This is a genomic window from Candidatus Nitronauta litoralis, from assembly GCA_015698285.1.
Lineage (GTDB): Bacteria > Nitrospinota > Nitrospinia > Nitrospinales > Nitrospinaceae > Nitronauta > Nitronauta litoralis.
In genome coordinates, this window is record CP048685.1 from 284,718 (window position 1) to 308,225 (window position 23,508).

Sequence of the window (23,508 nt, forward strand, 5' to 3'; positions counted from 1 at the left end):
TATAATTTACCCAGACGAACAACCCAGGGTCAATTTTCAGGTAATCCCATTCAATTTTCCTACCGATAAGACGTACCAAGGAGACGCTCGTGCTTGCAGCTATAAAAAATCCTAAAATTCGATCATCTATCAGGTTCCTCACGGTGGCAACTCTTTTCGTTGCCTTTAGTTTGGTCTGGTTTGGTTATAGCACGACTAACGGGAAGAAAGCAGGTAAGTTCAAGAAACCGGAAGTCACCAGAACAGGAGGACAAACCTCAGACCGAATGTCTACCCGCATTCAACATTTGCCCCTCTATTTTGAACGAAATGTCGGGCAGGCTCCGGAAGAGGTGCATTATCTAACCCGTGGGTCTGGGTATGGAGTATTATTTAATGACACCAGCGCCACCATACTTTTTTCAAACCAAGCCAAAGAAAAAAAAGTTTCGCTGAAAAATGAAACGGGAAAAACTTCACTTTTAAAACTCCATTGGGAAAATGCCAGACCCTCCTTTCCAGTAGGTGAATCTCTACAAAAAACGCGGTTCCACTATTTTTCAGGTAATCAACAGGATCAGTGGCACACGGATATAGAAACCTACCTAGCCGTACGTTACCCGGGGGTTTATCCCGGCATAGATCTCGTTTTTTATGGTAACCGACAGCAACCTGAATACGATTTTATCGTAGCCCCTGGAGCAAACTTTCAAAATATTCGCCTTAATTTTGAGGGTGCACAATCTCTCAACATTGGATCCAATGGAAGACTGAATATCCGGACCTCCAATGGAACCCTGTCTCAAGATGCTCCCCGAATTTATCAGGTCATCGACGGAAAAAAAATATCTCGTGAAGGAGGCTACACACTCGACAGCCAAAACCGGGTGGGGTTTCATATTGCCCATTATGATCCTGACCACCCACTGATCATCGACCCGGTCCTTTTACTGAGAACTTATTCAACTTACCTTGGAGGCTCAGGTGCCGAGGTTGGGTTCGATATTGCCCTGGATTCTTCAGGCAATGCCTATATAGCAGGAAGAACGACCTCCTCTGATTTTCCCACTCAGGGAGCTTTTCAGGGAAGCCTTTCCGGAGGTAGTGGCTCAGATGCTTTTGTGGCCAAACTGAGTGCCGATGGTACCTCTCTGGTTTATGGAACCTATCTTGGTGGAATTGGTTTCGATGAAGCCCTTAGCGTTGCCGTAAACAGCAGCGGACAAGCCCATATAACCGGGCGTACCACATCGACCGGTTTCCCCACTCAAAACCCCTTGCAGGGCAGCCTGAGTGGCGGAGCGGGTGAGGATGCTTTTGTTACCAAACTTTCCGCTGACGGCGCTTCGCTAGTATTTTCAACTTATCTGGGAGGGGGCAACACGGATCAAGGACACGGCATTACAGTTGATTCCTCTGGAAATGTCTACGTTACAGGCCAAACAAACTCAACCAACTTCCCCACCAGCCTGGCTTTTCAGGGGGCACTTGCAGGAGGGGCTGGAAACGATGTGTTCCTAACTAAAATCGCTCCATCTGGATTGTCTTTTATTTTCTCTACCTACCTGGGAGGCACCGGGGAAGATTTGGGACGAGGGGTGGCCTTGGATTCAGACCAGAACGCATATCTTACAGGCAGTACAAAATCCACCAACTTTCCAACCCAAAGCCCATTCCAGGGAAATATCGGTGATGGCACCGGAACGGCCAACGATGCCTTCTTCACAAAATTTAACAGCAATGGCGCCTCCCTTGCCTTTTCCTCTTATTTTGGAGGAACCGGGGAAGACGTGGGAAACGACATTGCCGTGGACAACGCCGACCGACTCGTGATCACCGGGCGCACAGCCTCAACCAATTTTCCAACAGCGATACCGTTTCAGGGTGCCTTGAGTGGAGGGTCAGGGACCGATGCCTTTGTCTCACGCATATTGGTTGACGGCAATGGGCTCCAGTTCTCGACCTACCTTGGCGGCGACGCTTTCGATGAAGGAATGTCCGTAACTGTAGATTCCGCTTTCAGCGTTCTGGTTGCCGGGCGAACTGACTCTACAGACTTTCCCGTCAGGAATGCCCTGCAGGGCGACCTTAACGGAGGTTCCGGATCCGATGGTTTTGCCACTCGCTTTAACAGCTTTGGCAACCTGCAATCCTGGTCAACTTATATTGGCGGCACCGGAACGGAGCAAGCTACAGGAATTGCGGTCGACTCGGCCTTAGACGCTTATGTCGTTGGCTTCACCGGGTCAACGGATTTTCAAACGGAAACCCCGTTCCAGGGCACACTGGGCGGTGGAGGGTTGGATGCCTTCCTTACCAAGCTCAGGTTGATTGATGTTAACCCTGAACTGGCCTCCAGTTCTTCAGTCATGTCTCCGTATTACCAGGTTTCTGACGACGTGTATTCTTTTATCGCTATAACCCATCCCTCACTTGCCGGCATGAATTCAAGGATAGGAGTACGTGCTGTTGCATTTAATAACGACGGCTTCCAGTTCGGGACAACCCAGGAATTTACGGTTGATGCAGGGCAAACCGCAAAAATATTTTTTGCCCAGCCGACCAATGCCAACATTAATCCCGGAAATATTCCTGGCGCAAACTTTATAATCGGAACACTTGGCAGCGGACGCGTCCGTTTCGGCCCCATCGCAAGCGAACCAACCGAAGTCATTCCCGGCCCTGGCGGAGGGTTGCCGGATGTCACCATGCTCAGCTACTGGGGAGCAGTGGTCATCGAGGGTTTTTTGAGCGGATTTGCCGTTTCCTTTGTTGGTGATATTAACGACACTGGGTCACACCCGGATATGGCACCCGGTCACATGCCTACTGGTGTAAACTAGGGGCAAGTTTTTTCCTTCTCCTGCAATAAGCTCCACCCTTCTATTTCTACTGCTTAACGACTTTCATTTTAAAAATGCATCCCCTATAATCGCCAACTATGAAAATACAAAAGGACTGGCTCCAGCAATACGTCGATTGTTCCCTTCCCACACCTGATTTAGGGCACCTGTTAACCATGGCGGGGCTTGAAATCGAGGCCTTTGAAGAAATCCAGTTGGATGGCGGTGAATTAACAGACGTTCTCGAACTCAATGTCACACCAAATCGGGGATATTGTCTTAGCCACATCGGCGTGGCACGTGAAGTGGCTGCACTGACAAAAAGCACTCTTTCCCTTTCAAACCCTGAAGCGGATCTCAAAAAAGCTAATCGGGGACCAGCCATCAAGGACAAATTATCCGTCCGCCTGGATGATCCGGAACTGTGTCCACGTTATGCTGCCCTTGTTATTGAAAACGTTCAGGTAAAGCCATCACCGCCATGGTTGCAAAACCGTTTAACCGCGGTCGGGTTACGCCCAATCAATAACGTGGTCGACATCACCAATTTTGTTTTAATGGAATATGGCCAGCCCTTACACGCTTTCGACCTCAGCCTTCTCAAAAAAAACCAAATCATTGTCCGTCGAGCAAAAGACAAAGAAGTCATCGAAACCCTGGATGGCAGTCAATTGACACTCGAGCCGGACACACTGGTAATAGCTGATGGTGTACGACCGGTAGCCCTCGCCGGTGTTATGGGAGGCGCCAATAGCCAGGTCACCGAAACCACCACGGATATCGTTCTGGAAAGTGCATGTTTCCATCCATCCTCCATTAGAAAAACATCGAAGAAATACGGCCTGCGCTCAGACTCTTCATATCGTTTTGAACGAGGCATTGATATTGATTCCATTGTTTCAGCTCAAGCAAGGGCCGCGCTGTTGATAGAAGAACTTGCCGGAGGAACCATCGCCCAGGGCGAAATTGACCTTTATCCCTCACCACGCCAGCCAGCAAACCTGGTCTTCCGTACAGATCGTTGTAACGCCATCCTTGGAACCAGCCTGGATCCAAATACTGTCAGGAAATACCTGGAAGCTCTGGATATGAAGATAGAGCAAGCAGATGAGGCTCGGTTCGATTTAACTGTTCCTGCCTCGCGGCCGATGATTGAACGGGAAATTGATTTGATAGAAGAAGTCGCCCGGTTACATGGCTACGATAAAATCGAAATCACCGATCCCTCGGGACAACTCACTCCTTTAAAGCCCACGGATCTCCAAACGACAAGTCGCGCTCTTAATCAGTTGATGTGTAACCTGGGTTTTACGGAAACCATAAATTACAGCTTTCTGGAAAAAGACATCACTGAACATTTTATTGAAGCCTTTGCAAATAACGAGGCCACTACCATTTCACTCGATAATCCAATAAGCGTGGACCTCGGCACCATGCGCACCAGCCTGATTCCCGGACTTGCTAAATCAAGTATTCGCAACATTCGGCACGGAGCAAAATCATTGCGTCTTTTTGAGATAGGCTCTGCCTTTTTCCAAAAGGACGACCAGGTTGTTGAACGGCCCTGCCTCGCTGCGATCGTCACCGGCCCCTATCCTCCAGATGTTTGGACGGGGATCGGGAAGGGGTATGATTTTTATGATATTAAGGGAACCCTGGAGTCCCTGCTTTCCAATTTCAGAATTAAAGGCGATTATCGTTCCACAGCGAAACCCTACCTGGCACAAGGCACCTCTATAGATTGTTTTGTAGGAAAAATTTCCATTGCCTCTCTTGGCGAGTTGTCTCCCACACTCGCTAAAAAGTTCGAAATTGATCAACCCTTGTTTGCATTGGAAATTGACCTTGAAGGCTGGGTCAACGCCTTGCCACCGACAGTTCGATTTGAACCCTTGCCCAAGTTCCCTGGAATCTATCGGGACATCTCTTTGTTGGTAGATAAATCAGTAAAGGCCGACGAAATCTGCCAGGTCATCGAACAAGCAGGCACCCACCTCTTGAAAAAGACCGAACTGTATGATCATTTTGAGGGAAAAAAACTGGAACCCGGCAAAAAAAGCCTTACATTCGCGCTCACATTTCAATCTCCTGACCGAACACTGACCGATGAAGAGATAAACCCGATTTTCGAAGAAATCGTTAAACAGTTGGTCGAAAAAGTCCAGGCCCATCTACGTGACGCCTGATTTTTTCAGTTGAATTCACTTTCAAAACCCGAAAAAACTCTGTCGTAAAACAAAAAAATATGGGACTAATGGGAAACGCATTATTAATTGAAAAATATGCTGCGGGCAGTTGCTAATGCTGGCGTTGACTCGAAAAATGTGTGGTGATAGGATGGTTTATGTCTGATTTTCCCTTGGAAGAGCTGGAGAATCTGATCCCTGCCCTCGTAGAGGAAACCCGTCAATTACGCGAACAAAACTGCGCACTCAAGGAAGAATGTACGCTCTTAAAATCCCGGTTGGAAGAACAGGCTGAACAATCTGAACAACTGGGGGGAGCAGTCCAACGGGTCAAGGATCTTGAATCCAGACAAAAAAAGCTTGAACAGGAAAGAGGTGAGTTACGGTCACGCGTGAAACGCCTTCTTGAGTCTATGGAGAAAATTGATTTTCTTTAGTGAGTTCTCTATCTATTTCCCTTCCAGCCCCTCAATTCATGTCACAAAGTTCAAAAATAAAAATCTTCGGAAAAACCTACACAGTCAAAACCCCCTCGGGAGATATTGATCCGCAGGAATTGGCAGAATATGTTGACAACAAAATGCAGGAGCTATCCACTGGCTCGGCAAAATTGTCCACACTGGATCTGGGGGTTCTCACTGCACTGAATCTGGCCCATGAACTGGCCCTGGTCAGGCAGGAACTGGCCACCCTTAAAGAAGACCAGGAATCCCGCCAGGAAGAAATAAACCAAAGAGTTTCATCCCTTGTTTCCCAGGTAAAAACAGGTCTGGCCTGAGCTTTTAAATCTGCATTTCTCGCCGCGAGTTCAAACCTTGTGGTGATTTGTGCGTTGTGCTAGGATGACTTCAATCAGGGAACGTGGTTTCCCTGCCGTGCTCGAGTAACAAGTCAATTCTTGAGCCAACTCGTAAAAAACGGGATTGAAACTCATCTGTGGTGTGCATACCTCCATGCGAGGGAGCCTGAAGCAGAAACGGAGATCCCACCTGTCCTTGGCAGGTTCAATAATTGTTTTTTACACGGCACAGCGGGGAAGCCTTCCCCTTTTTGTTTAAAGGTGGGGGAAGGCGCAATTTCAAGATTGCCGCCCCGGTCAGGAACTCATTAATTAGAAAATAGTAACGGACACGATTCAAGTGGCGTTTTTAATCATACAATTTATAGTAATGGGAACTTTATTGATGGTGATGTCGTCCGGATTCTCGGGACGAAATCGCTTAACACCATCTCCCGCCAAATATTCAAGCCGCTTCTTCGCCCGTAGTTCCCAGGCCAGGTTCTAGCTACTCTGAAACCGCTGAAGGTGACTAATAAGCCTTAAAAAAGGCATCGTTACTCTATCTTTAAAAATTGGTTTCACACCAAGAGCACAGCAAAAGTCATTGCAACCCCCGATTCCTGTTTTACACAGTTTAAGGAACAGTACATTTGCCGTGATCGGTTGCTTTTTATCTGGCGAATGGAGAGCTGACAATGGATAAAAGCTCCCAGGACTCAAAAGCCAAAATACGGCAACAAATGAGCTGCCTCAGGAAAGGATTGCTGCCTGAGGATATTGAAAAAAAAAGCGGGGAAATTGCCCGGAAGACAGTTCAATTGAATATGTTCCGGGCGGCTAAAACCGTCATGGTTTACCGGGCTCTTCCTGATGAAGTACAGACAGAGGAAATAATTGCACTGGCCCGGCGAATAGGAAAACAAGTTTGCATCCCATATGTACTGAAAGGCCATAATAAACTGGGAGTTGCTCGATGGCCAAATGAAACAGAGGGTTGGGTAGCAGGTCCTTTTGGTATCCAGCAGCCCGAGCCCGCCCGGTTTATTTCGCCAGATGTGTTGGATCTGGTTCTGGCACCAGGCCTCGCTTTCGATTGTAATGGGGGCCGCCTAGGCTATGGAAAAGGATATTTCGATCAACTGTTTACAAGCACACGGCCCGATTGCTTGCGGCTGGGGCTGGCTTTTGATTTTCAGGTGATTGACGATGTTCCAATGGACACAAATGACCAGGCTCTTAATGGGGTCATCACTGACAAACGTACTTTACTCCGCGCTTCCTGACAAAGAAGCGTTTTGAACCAATATAGATGAGGTCCTAAGCTCATGGGCATTTTTTCACAAATTCATGTCACTTCTGTCACACTGATTCTTGCGATGGTTGTGTGTCTGATTGGCGGGTTCGGGGTGGGATATATCCTCCGAAAAAAGTTCAGCGAATATCAAATTAAAGAGTCCGAAGCACTGGGACAGAAAATTATTGAGGAAGCCGAGCGGGAAGCGGAAACGCGGAAAAAAGCAGTTGAAGTCGAGATGAAAGAGCATCGGATCTCCCTGCTCGCCGAAATTGAAAGTGAAAAGGAAGCCTACCACAAGGAACTCCACAAGCAGGAACGTGTTCTGGCCAACAAGGAGTCCGAACTGAAACAATCTGTTGAAAAAAGTAAGGTCGCGGAGCGCAAATTTGAGGAAAAAGCCAAAGAAGCCGAAGCCCGGAGCCGGGAGCTCGAAGAGAAGAAGAGAGAGTGCCAGGATTTGATTGAAGAACAAATCAAAAAGCTTGAGGTCGTTAGCAACTATAGCGCCGAAGAAGCCAAGGAAGCCATCCGCAATGAAGTCCTTGATGAGGCACGCCTCTCCGCTGGCAAAGAAATCAAGCGGATTGAAGAAAAGGCACACGAAACGGCGGAAAGCGAAGCCAGACGAATCATCTCCTACGCCATCCAGCGGCTGGCCTCCGACCATGTGGCGGAATCCACCGTATCGGTTGTTGAACTGCCTAACGATGATATAAAAGGACGCATTATCGGCCGTGAAGGTCGCAACATTCGTGCACTCGAACAGTGCACCGGAATTGACCTGATTATCGATGACACTCCTGGCGCTGTGGTGCTCTCCGGATTCGATCCGATCCGTCGGGAAATTGCAAAACGAGCCCTCGATAAATTGACCCTCGATGGTCGCATCCACCCCGGTCGCATTGAGGAGGTCGTCAACAAATGCAAGAAAGAAGTTGAGGCCGGAATCGTAAAAGCAGGGGAGCAGGCTATCATCGATGTCGGAATCGACGGCATGCCGGGAGAAATGGTCAAACTGCTGGGCCGCCTTCAGTACCGCACCAGCTATACCCAGAACGTTCTCGACCATTCAAAAGAAGTGGCATGGGTCTGTGGTGCCATGGCAGCAGAATTAGGCCTCGATGTAAAAATTGCTAAACGCGCAGGGTTGCTGCACGATATCGGCAAGGCCATTGACCGTCACACAGATGGCACACACACCCAACTCGGCGTTGACATCGCACGTCGCTATAACGAACACAAATACGTCATCAACTCCATTGCAGCGCACCATGAAGACGTCGAAGCTGAATCCCTGTATGCTGTATTGGTCGCGACGGGAGATACTATCTCCGCTTCACGGCCGGGTGCCCGCAGAGAGATGCTGGAAACCTACACACAGCGAATGTCCCAGCTTGAAGAAATTGGAGACTCTTATAAAGGTGTCGAAAAGACCTACGCCATCCAGGCAGGTCGCGAAGTCCGCATCATCGTACTACCCGAAACCATGAACGACGAAGAAGCATCTCTTCTGGCCAAAGACATTGGGAAACGTATCGAAAAGGAAGTCACCTACCCCGGCGAAATCAAAATCACGGTGGTGCGGGAATCCCGGTTCGTCTCGACTGCCCGCTGACCGTTCGCCAGTAGAAAAAATTCTGATCTCGAGATTCTTCGGGCACCTGGTTTCATTTAACCCCCATTCAATCTTTTTTTCCTTACCCTCATGGACGATACAAACGAACTGATCAAAATCCGGTATGAAAAGCTGGATGAATTTCGCAAATCTGGCATCAACCCCTACATCAATCGATTCAAGGTCACACACCAGTTGGGACCGGTTTTTGAAGAAAACCAGGACCTCGACCGCGAGGCACTGGATGAAAAAAAACAACACGTGACCGTCGCCGGCAGAATGGTCAGTAAACGCAAACACGGTAAAACTTCCTTCTGTCACATACAGGATGGCTCCGGAAAACTTCAGGTATTTGTCCGCCAGAACGATATCGGGGAAGAAGCCTATGACCTGTTCGCAAAATTTGACATTGGAGATTTTATTGGTGTCGAAGGGACGGTTTCCCGCACTAAAACAGGTGAGGTCACCATCTTTTCAAAGAAAATCACCTTGCTGACCAAATCTCTCCTTCCACTTCCTGAAAAATGGCATGGGTTGAAAGATGTCGAATTGCGCTACCGCCAGCGGTATGTCGACCTCATCATGAATCAGGAGGCACGTGAAGTCTTTGTTTACAGAAGCGGTATCATCCGTTCCATCCGTGATTTTTTGAATGCGCGTGGTTACCTCGAAGTGGAAACCCCGATGATGCAATCCATAGCAGGCGGTGCCACTGCGAGACCATTCAAAACACATCACAATGCACTGGACATGGAACTGTATCTGCGTGTTGCCCCGGAACTTTTTTTAAAGCGCCTGGTTGTGGGTGGACTTGACCGGGTCTATGAAATCAATCGAAACTTTCGCAACGAGGGTATCTCCACCCAGCACAACCCCGAGTTCACCATGCTGGAGTTTTATACCGCTTACGCAAATTACGAAGACCTGATGGACCTTACTGAAAACTTGTTTCGCTACATTGGCCAGGAAGTGTTCGACAGTCTGGTTTTCCCCTGTACCTTTGATGAAGGCGGAGAAACTCAGGAGGCGTCAATCGATCTCTCACAACCCTTTGCCCGCCTTCCCTTCAGAAAATCCCTTGTAGATATCGGCGGGGTTCCGGATGATATCCTGGATGATATCGAACAGACCACGGCCTTCGCAAAGCAGCACCACATTCCACTGGAAAAAAGTGATAATCTGGGGAAGCTGTGGGGCAAACTGTTTGACCAATTTGTTGAAAGCAAACTGGTGCAACCCACCTTTATCATCGATTATCCATTGGAGTTGTCCCCTCTATCAAAAAAGAAAGAAGACGATCCATCTCTTGTGGAACGGTTTGAATTGTTTGTCGGACGCAAGGAACTGGCCAATGCATACACCGAGCTCAACGACCCCATTGACCAGAAACAACGATTTGAGGACCAGGTCCAACAAAAAGAAGCCGGTGATGAAGAAGCACACGGCATGGATTCCGATTTTATTCGAGCCCTGGAATACGGTTTGCCTCCGACTGCGGGAGAAGGAATCGGGATTGACCGTCTGGTGATGATGTTCACCAATTCGCAATCCATCCGCGACGTCATATTTTTTCCCCAACTTAAAAAAGAAGGATGAGTCGGAAGACATTTAATTATTTTTCGACCGGCTTTCTCTCACCTCCAGAACTTGCATGAGCTACGAATTGCAAATAAGCTGGCGCCACCTGCTCTCACGTAAATCGCAAAAGTTTATTTCCCTCATCACCTTCATCTCAATGGGAGGAGTTGCACTGGGGGTGATGGCACTCATCGTGGTGATTGCCGTCATGTCAGGTTTTGGAAAGGACCTGCGCGATAAAATTCTCGGCACCACCAGCCATGTGGTCGTTACCAATGTGACCCGTGACGGGATCGTAGGGTACGGCGAAGTTATCGAACAAGCTCGATCAGTAAATGGCGTGCAAGCCGCCGCCCCCTTTGTGCTCAAGCAGGTGATGCTGACACATAAAGACAACACTGTTGGAGTGGTGTTGCGCGGTGTCGATCCAGTCCTTGAAAAAGAAACCTCTGACCTCGACAACAATATCATTGATGGACAACTGTCATTCCTGACTACCGGTCTGCCGAAGGAGGACCCCTCTGCCCAAGCTTCCACGCGTCGCGGTATCATTCTTGGCAACGAACTGGCACGTTCGCTTGGGGTTTTTACGGGAGACGTCATCGGTATGGTTTCGCCAGCTGCCCGCATGACACCACTTGGCCTCATCCCCAACCTGCAACTGGTGCAAGTAGTAGGTTTGTTTGAATCGGGAATGTATGAATATGATTCAAGCCTCGCTTTCATATCCCTGAAAACTTCCCAGAAAATATTTCGTCTAAAAGACCGGGTCACAGGCGTTGAGATCAAGGTCGACGACCTGGAACGGGCGGGTGATATCGCGCAGGAACTTCAGGAAAAATTAGGCTTCCCCTACCATGTGCGCGATTGGATGCAGATGAACCGCAATCTTTTCGCAGCACTCAAACTGGAAAAAACGGTGATGTTCATCATCCTGATCCTGATCATCCTCGTCGCCGCGTTTAACATCATCAGCACCCTGTTCATGGTGGTGATGGACAAAGCAAAAGACATTGCGATTTTAAAATCAATGGGAGCTTCCCGCAGCAGCATCATGAAAATATTCAGCCTGCAGGGCTTGATAATCGGATTGACGGGTACCGGTATAGGAGTTATTGCAGGATTCAGCATCGTACCCAACATCAATGAAATTGTCGGGCTTCTAGAGGCCACCTTTAACTTCAAGGCATTCCCGAGCGATATTTATTACCTGAACAAGCTTCCCTCGGAAATCCAATACATGGACTCGCTAAAAATCATTCTCTTTTCCATTGGAATCTGCTTCCTTGCCTCGCTTTACCCGGCATGGCGTGCATCACGTCTGGACCCCATAGACGGTCTGCGTTATGAGTGATTCATCACCCCCTGTGGCACCCCTTCTTGAAGCCCGGGATATCCAGAAAGCCTACCAGACTGAAGAAAAAAAACTGGAGGTGCTTTCCGCTGCCAGCCTGAAAATCCAGAAGGGTGACCTGCTGGGTATTATCGGCGCCTCCGGCAGTGGCAAGAGTACTTTTCTCCATATCCTGGGGGGGCTTGATCGTCCACAGTCCGGGAAGGTATTCTTTAAAGAACAGGATATCTTTGTTCAATCCAATGGTTTTCTTGAGCGGTTCCGTAACCATAATGTCGGGTTTGTTTTCCAGTTCTTTAACCTGTTATCGGATTTCACGGCAATCGAAAATGTCACCATGCCTGCATTGATCGGGAACCGCGAACCTAAAAAAGCTCGGCAGGAAGCAGAACATCTGCTCGAACGGGTTGGACTCAAAGAACGCCTGAACCATAAACCAGGGGCCTTGTCCGGCGGCGAGTGCCAACGTGTGGCTTTAGCGCGCAGTCTGATCAATAAACCGGATATCCTCCTGGCGGACGAGCCAACCGGCAATCTGGATGCAAATGCCAGTGAGTCCTTCATGGATCTGGTGCGGGAATTAAATAGAGATGCCAGACAGACTTTTGTTATCGTCACTCACAGCCAGAAACTGGCGCAGAGCCTGGATCGCACAGTCCTCCTGAAAAATGGAAAAATCAGCAACATTGAGCGGGACATAATTTTGTAACCGAAAAGAGGATGTATGAAACTTAAAGAAATTATTGACCTCGTAGGGGGATCGATTGCCGGGGATGAGGAGTTCGAAATTGAAGGAGCGTCTGGGCTTGAGTTCGCTGGTTCCACAGATATCACTTTTGTTTCAGAAGCAAAACATCTACCGGAGCTTTCCAAATCCCGGGCCGGAGCGGTTTTCGTTAAGGAACAGACAGACACCGGAAAAATACAGATCGTCCACCCTAATCCCGGACTGGCCTTCGCTCAGATACTGACTCATTTCAACCCGACTGAAACACCGGCCCCCGGCGTTCACCCAAACGCCAACCTTGATGACAAAGTAACTCTCGGAACCGATGTCACCTTGTGCGCCAATGTGTCTGTCGGGAAAGATTCGATCATCGGAGACCGGACGGTACTCTATCCTGGAGTTGTCCTTGGTGAAAGGTGTCAGATCGGAAGCGATACCATCATTTACCCTAATACCGTGCTTTACAGGGAAACAGAAATCGGAAATCACGTCATCCTGCACGCCGGGTCTGTCATTGGTGCCGATGGTTTCAGCTATACCCAGGATGAAAAAGGGCGGCATGTCAAAATTCAGCAGATTGGCAAAGTCGTGATCGAAGACCATGTCGAAATTGGAGCCAACACCTGCATCGACCGGGCCGCATTTTGCGAGACCATCATCCGGGAAGGTGTTAAAATCGACAACCTCGTGCAAATCGGCCACAACTGTGAAGTCGGGAGCCACTCGGTCATCGTATCTCAGACAGGCCTTTCGGGAAGTTGCCGACTCGGTAAACACAACATCGTCGCCGGGCAATCCGGGATCTCAGACCATGTGACTCTCGGGGACCAGGTCACCCTTATGGCGCGGACCGGTGTGTTCCGCGATATCCCCGAAAGCGGAACCTATGGCTGGGCACCGGCCATGAAAATCGTTGAGTTAATGCGTTTCATGCCCACGCTACTCCGACTTCCGCAACTTGCATCTCAGGTCAAAGAAATGGAACGCCGACTGGATGCAATTGAAAAGCCCTGATAGAGCCTGATACAATAAAAGCTTTAAACATTAAGAAAAGGGTGTCAAAAAATCAACCCTGCTCTTATTTTGGAACCCACTCATGAATTCACGCTCAATAACTGCTTTAGGGCTTTGCCTTTTCTGGATATTGAATCTCGGCGCAATCCGGGTATTGTCTCCAGAACAACTGGGCGTATATATCCAGAAAAAACTGCGTTTCAATTCAAACACTTTACGCCTGAACGAGAAACAAATTGGCCCGGAAGGTGCCCGGTTTCTGGCTAATTCCCCATTACTAAAAAATGTAAAGCGGCTGCTAATATACAAAGGTGCTATCGGTGATGAAGGTGTGCAATATCTCGCTCAGTCCGAAAACCTGGGTAATTTAAAGGAACTTTTCATCGAAACGGATCACCTCACCGACAATGGAGCCATTGCACTTGCCCAGTCCAAAGGCTTCACACACCTTGAAGTTCTGAACCTCTATAACAACAAGATTGGAGATGAGGGGGCAGAAGCACTGGCCCGTTCAAAAAACCTGCCCAACCTTTTGGACCTGAATCTGAACTATAACCAGGTGGGTGACCGGGGAGCGCGCCTTCTGGCACAGTCGGTGCCTCTTGCGGGATTGCAAACCCTCGAACTCACTTACAATAAACTGGGCCCGCAAGGACTACTGGACCTTGAGGTTTTCCGGTTTAAGAGAAGACTGGAAACATGGCACCAGGAAGGTCGTCTGTCAAATCTCGACAAATACTACATAGGAGACCTGGGAGTTAAACTTTTGTTGCAGTCACCCTACATAAAAAATATTGAAGAATTGAACCTGAGCCACAACCAGTTAACCGACGTCTCTGCTGAGGCGATCGCCAACTCACCCAACGTGTCGCACATCAAGACTCTGAACCTTTCAGGTAACCGGATTGGTGACCGGGGAGCTAAAGCATTAGCTAAATCTCCAACATTAAAGGGCCTAAAAATTCTCGACCTCAATTATAACGAAATTGGAAATGATGGAGCTTTTGCTCTGGCCCAATCTACAGTGGTGCAACCTTTGGAAACACTCAAACTTGGACAAAACAAAATTGGGGACGATGGTGCACGAGCGCTGGAAGAATCCCCCAATCTTAAAAACCTGATCTACCCCATTTTTGGTTATTACTAGATCACCCGCTTCAACTAAATCAAGGTCACTATGCAGCAAATCCTGGAATTCGAACGTGAAATTTACGCCGTGGAAAACCAGATCAGGGAACTGGTTTCTTTGTCCCACATGTATGAAGGTGTGGGCGACATCACACATGAAATTGCCAAACTGAAAAAAAAGCTACGCCATAAAAAACGCGATGTGTTCAATAGTCTTAACGGCTGGCAAAAAACACAAGTAGCGCGTCACCCGGGTCGACCCTACACTCTGGACTATATCGGATACCTGTTCAGGGAATTCATCGAACTTCATGGCGACCGCCATGGCGGGTATGGTCCATCGGTCATCGGCGGATTTGCAAAATTTGATCAGCGCTCCATCATGGTCATCGGTCATCAAAAAGGACGGGACATGCAGGAGAAAATCAAACGTAACTTTGGGATGTCCCAACCGGCGGGTTACCGCAAGGCCATGCGGCTCATGTTGCTCGCTGAAAAATTCAATATCCCCATCGTCACCTTTATCGACACACCGGGAGCCTACCCTGGTATTGATGCAGAGGAAAAAGGGCAATCCGAGGCCATTGCACGTAATCTGCAGGTCATGGCGGGTTTAAAGGTCCCGTTAATTACGATTGTAATTGGCGAAGGTGGCAGCGGAGGGGCACTGGCCATTGGTATGGGTAACCGGGTTATGATGCTGGAACATGCGATCTATTCTGTCATTTCACCTGAGGGCTGCGCTTCTATTCTCTGGGATAACCAGGAAAAAGTCACAACCGCTGCAGAGGCCCTTTGCATGACGGCTCAAAATCTTCTCCATCACAAAGTCATCGACAGCATCATTCCCGAACCACTGGGTGGCGCACACCGCAACCACAAACGCGCTTCAATTCTTTTGAAAAAAGCCCTGCGGCCCCAACTGAACGAACTCGTTACCAAAAAACCGAACGAACTCATCGAAGAACGTCAGGAAAAATTTCGCAGCCTGGGTGTCTTCCTGGAAGAAGAAGCATAACTCCCTCCTCTCTAACTAAAACAAAAGCACACAGACTAAAATTGAAGTTGGGTTTTAAACAGGCGGGAATAGATCGAATCCTGCTCAAGCAATTCCTGATGGGTTCCGGTTTCGGCCAGCACGCCTTTTTTTAATACCAGCACCCGGTCCGCCCCCTCAAGTGTGGACAGGCGATGCGCAATTATGAGTGTCGTGCGGTGTTTCATCAGTCGAGTGAGCGCTTCTTTTATTTTCGACTCGGTTTCCGTATCCACAGAAGCGGTTGCCTCGTCGAGAACAAGAATGGGAGGGTCTTTCAAGAATACCCTGGCCAACGCAAGCCGCGTCCTCTCTCCTCCAGAAAGCTTGACTCCCCGTTCGCCGATCAAAGTATTGAATCCTTCCGGCAGTCCATCAATAAATTCTGCCGCATTTGCCGCTTCCGCGGCTCGACGAATGGCCTGACTGTCTGCGCCAAGGTTTCCGTAAAGTATGTTCTCTTCCACAGTTCCATTGAACAAAAAGGGATCCTGAGACACCAGGCCAATCTGCTCCCTTAAATAAACCAGACTGAGTGATTTCGTATCTTTCCCATCTAATCTGATATGACCCCTCTCTGGATCGAAGAACCTCATCAATAATTTAACCACGGTGGACTTGCCCGACCCCGTGTGCCCGACCAGAGCGATCTGTTCACCTGGCTCAATTTTAAATGAAATCTCATGCAAAACTGTCCGTTCCGGTACGTAAGCGAATTTGACCCGATCGAATTCTATGCCACCCTGTACGTTGGTCTCGGGCAAAACCGGATTGTCTTGTTCCACAACTTCCGGCTCCGAATCCAGAACTTCAAACAGGCGTTCACTCGAAGCAAGTGCGTGCTGCAGCATGTGATTCAAACTATGAAGCTGGTTGATGGGAGTGTAGAACAATCCCAGATAGCCGATGAAGGCGACCAGTGTACCGACACTGATCTCGCCACCCCGTACCAACCCAACACCGTAAAGAATGATGAGCACGGTTCCCATGGACCCCAGAAACATCATCGTAGGTGAGTAAATGGCCCAAAGGCGCATCACGTTCAATGTGCCCTTGCAATAAGCATCGCTTCTTTCTTCAAATCGTTTGATCTCATGAGATTGCCGATTGAACGCAAGCGTTTCTTTCATACCGGAGATCGTGTCCTGAAGGATGCCGTTCATTTTGGCGGCACGTTCACGAACGTTGTGGTAAAGATTATGCGCGCGTTTTGTATAAGCCCAGGCACCATAAACAAGAAATGGAATGGGCAACAGGGAAGCCAGCGCCAGTTTCCAATGCCAGATAAGCAATATGACCATGATTCCGACCAACGTTAGAACGGCTGTAACAAGCTGCTCCATCCCGTCGACAAAAATTCGTTCCACATAGGTCACGTCGTCATTTACACGGGACATGATCTCACCGGTAGAACGCTGCTCGAAATAGTTGAGTGACATGCGCTGCAGTGCCCTATACACATCGGAACGAATATCGAACACCACCTTCTGTTCGAGGGTGTTGTTAATCACAATCCGTTTGTAGTTGGCATAATTTCTGCCAAAGTACGCTGCCACCAGTCCCACGACCAACAGATAGATCAGGTTGCCGCCTCCACCGTCTACAAGATGATCGACAATTTGCCGAATCAACCAGAGAGGTATGAGGTCCACCAGTGTGGTCAACACAGCAAACCCCAACGTGAAGATGGCTAGTTTCTTATAGGGCTTCAGGTAGGCCAGAATTCGCAACAAAGATTTCATAAATTCAACGACTTTCTCACTGACAAATATTCAATAAGCATGTTATTTTTAGATGGTCAAACCCGCAAAACGACTCAAAAACTCCCCTGATATTCTGTTCTGGCAGTTTTATGCTCCTGTACCAGCATGAACCTCCCATTACAATTTTCAGGGCTCTCTTAATTTTTTTTCTAAAGGCTGGTTGTTATGGAATACCGCAAACTCGGTTCAAGTGATTTAAAGGTATCGGTCATCGGCTATGGGGCCTGGGGCATTGGCGGTGCCCCCTTCTGGAGCACCGAAGGTGATCATGCGTCCCTGTCTTCGATTAAAAAAGCCTTCGATCTAGGAGTTAATTTTTTTGATACCGCTCCGGTTTACGGTTTTGGTCATTCAGAACGGTTGATCGGACAGGCCCTGAAACCGGTGCGAGACAAGGTCATCATCGCAACCAAATGCGGGCTTCTCTGGGATAAAGAACAACTTGGCTCCATTAAGAAAGTAGCGAAAGCTGACTCGATTTTTAAAGAAATCGACCAGAGTCTGGAACGCCTTGGCACTGACTATATCGACCTCTACCAGGTGCACTGGCCGGATGTCGACACTCCACAGGAAGAAACGATGCAGGCCTTATTAAAAATTCAGGAACAGGGTAAAATCCGGCATATCGGAGTCAGCAATTACAGTGTCCAACAGATGGAAGAGTGCCTGAAGGTAGGCCCCATTGTTTCACTCCAGCCTGAGTACAGTCTTCTTCAACGAAAAATTGAAAACGAAACGGTGCCGTTTTGCCTGGAAAACGATATTGGGATCATTGCTTACAGCCCACTGGCTTCCGGTGTGTTGACAGGAAAATACGACAAATCCACTCGATTCAAAGACTGGCGCGGTAAAGGCATCCTGGGTGAATTCACAGGAGAAGCGTTTGTGCGCAACATACAAAAAGTTGATCGGTTAAAAGAAATTGCCGGGGACCTGGGAAAAACCTGTGGGCAAACCGCGATCAACTGGGTGTTGCAACAGCCCGGGTTGGCTACGGCTTTGGTTGGCGTGAAGAACCCCAGGCAAATGGAAGATAATATCGAAGCAGTTGGCTGGACGGCCCCGGAAAATACTTCAAGCGAAATCGATCAACTGTTTACTCAAACGACAAACAGTTAGAAATTTAATCAGCCAACCTTTATTTATTTTACTCAGGGCTTGATCAAAAGGCCTGGCCCGTGGGGAATATTCTCATTTCCGGTCCAGTGCTGTTTCTGACGCTGATAGGCCAGACTCAGTTCTTCGGCATTATACTTCAGGTTTTCCAGCTGACCGACTAGTTCAGGATTTTTGTCTGCAAGGGGGATCACCGCTTCATCCAGGGTTCGCAGGACTTCAGATAATTTTTGCTCTTTCAAATAAAAGGTCGTCTGTTCCCGTTCCAGTTTGCCCATTTGTTTTTTCAAATCCCCTATATCACCTTTAAGGCTCCTTTCCATCGCATCAATATTGGCCTGGGTGAGGTTTTGAAGGTGGTTCAGGTTATTCTGAAAACTTTCCAACTGGGCCTTGTAAAGCGCATTACTGGAGTAAAAGAACGCCACCATCAACACCACCATCCCGGTGTACAGCATGATTTTCAATACAGTCGTTTCCCGTTTCCGGGCTTCCAGGTTTAACGAGACCGACCGTAATTCATCGCCGAAGCTTTGGAGATGAGATTGTAATTCCAGAGCACGCTGTTCCAGCAGTCTGGCTGACTCGTTTACCTCAGGAGGCTTTACAGACTTCGGTTCTGGTTCAGGGGCCGGTTTTTTTTCCGGAGATTCTTTGGGTTTTTCTTCAGGGGCTGGTTCAGTAGATTCAGTTTCACTCATGATCTTTTCTCCAGATGGAGGCGATGCGCTATTGTTTCATACCCGCGTACTCAAGGTAAAGGTCGATCAACTCATTTCCGAAAAAAATCGACAACAGGGTTGCCAGCACTAAAAAGGGCCCGAAGGGAATCCGGGTAAGAAATTTTATACGTTTTACAGACATTCCCAGTGCGCCAAACAACGCGCCAAGAAGAGAGCCTCCAAAGATGACCACCATCACCTGTTGCCAACCCAAAAAAGCTCCTGCAGCCGCAATGTATTTTATATCTCCGCCACCCATGCCCTGCACCCCGCGTGTACGCTGATACACTTCAGCAAGTAGGAGAAAGCTGCCTCCGCCAACAAGAAGGCCAATCAGCGAATCGGCCCATCCATGGAGCCAGCTCCCGGCCGCGAGTCCGTAAACTATCCCAGGTAACGTAATCCTGTCTGGAATGATCTGGTGCTCTATGTCGATCATGGTGATGATCACCAATGGCGGCATGATGATCAGGTGCAGTAGACTTTCTATCGTGGCTCCAAATTTCCACACAACTGCAGCCATCAGCAACCCGGTAACCGTCTCAACAATCGGGTACTGAATCGATATTGGTTCCTTGCACGCCCTGCATTTTCCACCCAGAATCAGGTAACTGAGTACAGGAATGTTGTCGATCGCGGAGATGGGGCTTTTACACTTGGGGCAGTTGGAAGGTGGGTAGGCCACCGATTCCCTTTTAGGCATGCGGGCGATACACACGTTGGAAAAACTGCCAAACAGCATCCCCATGATCATTGCTGCAAACACCCACAACCATTGGGGAACCAGTTCAAAAGCCGTCATATAAAAAAACTCTCCGGAAAATTCCTGATTCTATTTTAAGGCAATAATTCCTTCACTGTGCGATACACAGTTTCGGCTGCGAATCCTTTACGCCCCAGAAAGCCGGCCAATCGACGTTTTACCGTCTGGGCTGGCAAACCTTCCCAGGCAGGCAGTTTTTTTTCAGCGCAATCGCGGGCGAGTTGAAACTCATCAAATTCCATGAACAAGGTATCCAGAACCTGATCGATAATGTGCTCATCCACCCCTTTGTTGACCAGCTCGTATCGCAGGCGAAACCGGCCCATGCCCCTCGATTCGATCCGGCTCCGGGAAAATTGCATCGAAAACCGGGCATCATCCAGGTAACCCAGACCCGCCAGATATTGAACGGTCTCATCAATTACTTTAACGGAAAAATCTTTCTTCGCAAGGTAAGCACGCATTTCACTGACACTCCGGTCCCGGTAACCCAGGTAACGCAGAGCCGCTCTTTTTGCATGCTTTCCGATATCATCTCCGGTCATACCCGGGCCTTATCAGGAAGCTCCGGATTGGGTTTTTTTTCCACGGCGTTTTGGCTCTTCTGCCGGTGATGCCTTATCTTCACCATCACCTCCGGCATCCGCAGAATCATCCTTTATTAACCCTAAACGTTTACGCAATTCGGTTTCAATCTCCGCAAAGATATCCGGGTTTTCCAGTAGGAAGTTTTTGGAATTTTCCCGACCCTGCCCGATACGCTGGTCCTTATAGGAAAACCAGGTGCCACTCTTGTTTATGATTTCATGGGTAACGCCCAGATCCAGCAGGTCACCTACCAGGGAAATGCCCTTGCCGTAGATGATATCGAATTCACAATCCTTGAATGGGGGAGCCAGCTTGTTTTTAACCACCTTCACGCGGGTCCGATTACCGATGACTTTGTCGGCATCCTTCAAAGCCGCAATCCTGCGAATATCAATCCGCATCGAAGAATAAAATTTCAGTGCGTTTCCACCGGTGGTAGTTTCCGGGCTGCCAAACATAACCCCGATTTTCATACGGATCTGGTTGATGAAAATCAGGGCGGCATTCGATTTATTCACCACACCTGTGAGCTTTCGCATGGCCTGAGACATCAGCCGCGCCTGCAGACCCATGTGGCTGTCTCCCATATCCCCATCCAGCTCCGCTTTAGGAACCAACGCTGCTACCGAGTCGACCACGATCACGTCCACCGCCCCCGAACGCACCAGCACCTCTGCAATTTCCAGCGTCTGTTCGCCCGTATCCGGCTGCGACAACAGCAAGTCATCCAGATTGACTCCAAGTGCTTCTGCATATTTAGGATCGAGCGCATGCTCTGCATCCACAAAGGCCGCGACACCGCCTGATTTCTGGGCCTCGGCAATAATATGAAGGGTGAGGCTTGTTTTACCTGAGGCTTCCGGTCCATAAATCTCCGTAATGCGGCCTTTGGGCACACCTCCAATACCAAGTGCGTTGTCAATCGCAATGGATCCGGTGGAGATCACCGGAATACCCTCTTGCGCCTGGGCCTTTCCCAACCGCATGATTGCCCCCTTGCCAAACTGCTTTTCTATCTGGGAAAACGCAAGTTCCAGGGCTTTATCCCGATTATCATCACCCGCCATGGTTATCTCCTTTTTTCTAATGATTTAATTTACTTTATATTTGGCAGCGAATCTCCCAGTGGGAGTGCCTTTAAATTGATGTATCGCGATCCTTCCGGGGTGAGTTCACTCTTATACAAAACGATCCCGGTCACAGAAACCGTCACCTGCTCAATTGATTCTCCGGATACTACCCTTTCCTTTAAAGCCCTTACATTTTTCCGGGACTTGATTCTGCCAACAGTCAGATGCGGCGAAAAGGGACGAGCTTCTGGTTCAAATCCGATTCTGCTCAACTCCATCTCTACCTTCTGGTGCAAAAACTTCAGGCGGTTTTCCGCGTCCTTCAGACCAACCCAAATAACGCGCGGAGCTCCTTTTCCGGGAAACAGTCCGATTTTTCCAAGTGACAGGGAAAAAGGTTTAGAGGATAAAGTTGCCTTAGCCAAGGCAGAGGACACTTCAGGAACCCGGTCAGGGTCGATGTTTCCAAGAAACTTAAGGGTTAAGTGAACGTTTTCCGGTCGAACCCAGGAGGCTTTCAAGTCGAGGGGCAGGAAACGGCGTTGCACCGCGGCGATCACCTTTCGGGCCGGGGAAGGTATGTCGATAGCGACAAACGTCCGGATCGCGTGCACAGTTTACAAACGCCCTATGGCCTTGTCAAACCGAATTCCGACAGCCCGGAAGCGCCTGATTTAAAGCGTTTTAAAGGGGTCATCCCGGAATGTCCGGTTCCTTGATTTCCAGCTTCTTGCCTGCTGGAAAGTCGGCAATGTGAAGTGTCGATGTCGGGTAGGCGAACTCGACTCCTTCATTTTGAATTATGTCGATTATTTTTAACAAAACATCCTGCTTCACTTCATGAAACCGGATCCAGTTGGTGGTTTTAGTAAACGTGTAGATAAAAAAGTCGAGTGAGGACGGCGCAAAATTATTAAAATTCACTATCAGGGTTTTGGTGGTATCGATGTCTTCATGTTCCATCAACATGGTTTTGACGCGATCGATGATCAACCCCATTTTGCCGGCATCCTCATAACGGATACCGATGGTCTCCTTTATACGACGGTTGCTCATGCGCGAGGGGTTTTCAACTGCAATATTATTGAAAACAGAATTGGGCACGTAAAGCGGGCGCTTGTCGAACGTACGGACCATTGTCAATCGCCAGCCTATTTTTTCAATGGTGCCTTCGATATCCCGGTCAGGGGAACGCACCCAGTCTCCAACGGAAAAGGGCCGATCCAGATAAATCATCAGTCCGCCAAAAAAATTGGCCAGCAGGTCCCTGGCCGCAAAACCAACGGCAATACCACCGACACCACCAAAGGCCAGCACACCGGAAATACTGTAGCCAAGCGTTTGCAACCCTACCAGAATCGTGGTGATAATGACCGAAATCCGTAACAACTTGGAAATCGCATCCACAGTAGTGTGGTCAAAATCACTGTCTGAAGCTTTGAGGTTTTCCTCCGCTCCCGCAATGATCCGGATCATGACCCAGGCCATTGCCGCCACCACCGCCACATCGCGAATGGGTTCTACCGCAGAGAAAATAACAGCCTTGGTAGCATCCTGGATGATCACCATGGCCATGTACAACCCCCCTACCCAGATCACCAGGGATAGGGGTCGACGGATAGCCCTGACAAATATATCGTCCCAGGAGTTTTTGGTTTTCTCCAGACGAATCTGTAATTTCCCCAGCAACTTGCGCTGAATAAATTCCAACACCAGAGCTGCCAGAATTACGATGAACACCTGCAGGACATAACCGTTGTCCTTTTTCAGGTAGACGAGGATTTCTTGAAACTGTTCCATGGTGAATTTTTACCCTGAAGGGTGATAAACGTTTAATATTATCAGGGATGGAATTAAAGGGCACCACTAAAAATAGCGTTTCCCTCAAAGCTTTATATCAGGTGTTAACGGCAGGAGGATGTATATGAAAGGTTCTTACTTGGAGTGA

General features: G+C 48.7%; 20 protein-coding genes and 1 other RNA gene. 14 read left to right on the forward strand and 7 right to left on the reverse strand.

The features are described from left to right. Positions 1-89 precede the first annotated feature (89 nt). The 13 genes from G3M70_01255 to G3M70_01315 all read left to right on the forward strand — a co-directional run bounded on the left by G3M70_01255 (position 90) and on the right by G3M70_01315 (position 15,520). On the forward strand, positions 90-2,822 hold the full coding sequence (locus G3M70_01255; protein QPJ60585.1) for a hypothetical protein: 2,733 nt from the start codon (positions 90-92) through the stop codon (positions 2,820-2,822). A 98-nt stretch (positions 2,823-2,920) separates the two neighbouring features. Next, positions 2,921-5,008, forward strand: a complete 2,088-nt coding sequence (locus G3M70_01260; GenBank protein QPJ60586.1) for a phenylalanine--tRNA ligase subunit beta — start codon at positions 2,921-2,923, stop codon at positions 5,006-5,008. 158 nt (positions 5,009-5,166) lie between these two features. Next, positions 5,167-5,445 (forward strand): hypothetical protein, encoded by a 279-nt coding sequence (locus G3M70_01265; protein ID QPJ60587.1) that lies wholly within the window; start codon positions 5,167-5,169, stop codon positions 5,443-5,445. A 38-nt stretch (positions 5,446-5,483) separates the two neighbouring features. Beyond that, entirely contained in the window at positions 5,484-5,786 is a 303-nt protein-coding gene (locus G3M70_01270; GenBank protein QPJ60588.1) for a cell division protein ZapA, read from the forward strand. A gap of 86 nt (positions 5,787-5,872) precedes the next feature. Further along, positions 5,873-6,049, forward strand: a non-coding RNA gene (ssrS, locus tag G3M70_01275) — 6S RNA. A gap of 435 nt (positions 6,050-6,484) precedes the next feature. Further along, entirely contained in the window at positions 6,485-7,072 is a 588-nt protein-coding gene (locus G3M70_01280; protein ID QPJ60589.1) for a 5-formyltetrahydrofolate cyclo-ligase, read from the forward strand. A gap of 42 nt (positions 7,073-7,114) precedes the next feature. Then, positions 7,115-8,701: a ribonuclease Y gene (rny, locus tag G3M70_01285; protein QPJ60590.1), complete on the forward strand. Its 1,587-nt coding sequence runs from the start codon at positions 7,115-7,117 to the stop codon at positions 8,699-8,701. 90 nt (positions 8,702-8,791) lie between these two features. Further along, positions 8,792-10,297, forward strand: coding sequence for a lysine--tRNA ligase (gene lysS, locus G3M70_01290; GenBank protein QPJ60591.1), 1,506 nt, complete (start codon positions 8,792-8,794; stop codon positions 10,295-10,297). A gap of 55 nt (positions 10,298-10,352) precedes the next feature. Next, on the forward strand, positions 10,353-11,633 hold the full coding sequence (locus tag G3M70_01295; GenBank protein QPJ60592.1) for a lipoprotein-releasing ABC transporter permease subunit: 1,281 nt from the start codon (positions 10,353-10,355) through the stop codon (positions 11,631-11,633). Between the two features lie 13 nt (positions 11,634-11,646). Further along, positions 11,647-12,342, forward strand: a complete 696-nt coding sequence (locus G3M70_01300) for an ABC transporter ATP-binding protein (GenBank protein QPJ63670.1) — start codon at positions 11,647-11,649, stop codon at positions 12,340-12,342. Between the two features lie 15 nt (positions 12,343-12,357). Then, positions 12,358-13,374 carry a UDP-3-O-(3-hydroxymyristoyl)glucosamine N-acyltransferase gene (gene lpxD / locus G3M70_01305; GenBank protein QPJ60593.1) on the forward strand — a complete coding sequence of 339 codons (1,017 nt, stop codon included), beginning with the start codon at positions 12,358-12,360 and terminating at the stop codon, positions 13,372-13,374. A gap of 82 nt (positions 13,375-13,456) precedes the next feature. Beyond that, positions 13,457-14,521, forward strand: coding sequence for a hypothetical protein (locus G3M70_01310; protein QPJ60594.1), 1,065 nt, complete (start codon positions 13,457-13,459; stop codon positions 14,519-14,521). A 30-nt stretch (positions 14,522-14,551) separates the two neighbouring features. Beyond that, positions 14,552-15,520 carry an acetyl-CoA carboxylase carboxyltransferase subunit alpha gene (locus G3M70_01315; protein QPJ60595.1) on the forward strand — a complete coding sequence of 323 codons (969 nt, stop codon included), beginning with the start codon at positions 14,552-14,554 and terminating at the stop codon, positions 15,518-15,520. Positions 15,521-15,555: 35 nt separating this feature from the next. On the opposite strand, the gene G3M70_01320 is transcribed toward G3M70_01315, so the two are convergent. Beyond that, complete coding sequence (locus G3M70_01320; GenBank protein ID QPJ60596.1) at positions 15,556-17,280, reverse strand: ABC transporter ATP-binding protein; 1,725 nt, start codon at positions 17,278-17,280, stop codon at positions 15,556-15,558. A gap of 186 nt (positions 17,281-17,466) precedes the next feature. On the opposite strand from G3M70_01320, the gene G3M70_01325 reads away from it, so the two are divergent. Beyond that, positions 17,467-18,420, forward strand: coding sequence for an aldo/keto reductase (locus G3M70_01325; protein QPJ60597.1), 954 nt, complete (start codon positions 17,467-17,469; stop codon positions 18,418-18,420). Between the two features lie 32 nt (positions 18,421-18,452). On the opposite strand, the gene G3M70_01330 is transcribed toward G3M70_01325, so the two are convergent. From G3M70_01330 to G3M70_01355, 6 genes are all read right to left on the reverse strand, one after another. Then, on the reverse strand, positions 18,453-19,118 hold the full coding sequence (locus tag G3M70_01330; protein ID QPJ60598.1) for a hypothetical protein: 666 nt from the start codon (positions 19,116-19,118) through the stop codon (positions 18,453-18,455). A gap of 28 nt (positions 19,119-19,146) precedes the next feature. Further along, positions 19,147-19,941, reverse strand: a complete 795-nt coding sequence (locus tag G3M70_01335) for a prepilin peptidase (GenBank protein ID QPJ60599.1) — start codon at positions 19,939-19,941, stop codon at positions 19,147-19,149. A 35-nt stretch (positions 19,942-19,976) separates the two neighbouring features. Beyond that, complete coding sequence (locus tag G3M70_01340) at positions 19,977-20,447, reverse strand: regulatory protein RecX (protein QPJ60600.1); 471 nt, start codon at positions 20,445-20,447, stop codon at positions 19,977-19,979. 12 nt (positions 20,448-20,459) lie between these two features. Next, on the reverse strand, positions 20,460-21,557 hold the full coding sequence (gene recA, locus G3M70_01345; protein ID QPJ60601.1) for a recombinase RecA: 1,098 nt from the start codon (positions 21,555-21,557) through the stop codon (positions 20,460-20,462). Between the two features lie 29 nt (positions 21,558-21,586). Continuing rightward, positions 21,587-22,174, reverse strand: a complete 588-nt coding sequence (thpR, locus tag G3M70_01350) for an RNA 2',3'-cyclic phosphodiesterase (protein ID QPJ60602.1) — start codon at positions 22,172-22,174, stop codon at positions 21,587-21,589. A 79-nt stretch (positions 22,175-22,253) separates the two neighbouring features. Then, on the reverse strand, positions 22,254-23,360 hold the full coding sequence (locus G3M70_01355; GenBank protein ID QPJ60603.1) for a mechanosensitive ion channel family protein: 1,107 nt from the start codon (positions 23,358-23,360) through the stop codon (positions 22,254-22,256). Between the last annotated feature and the right edge of the window lie 148 nt (positions 23,361-23,508).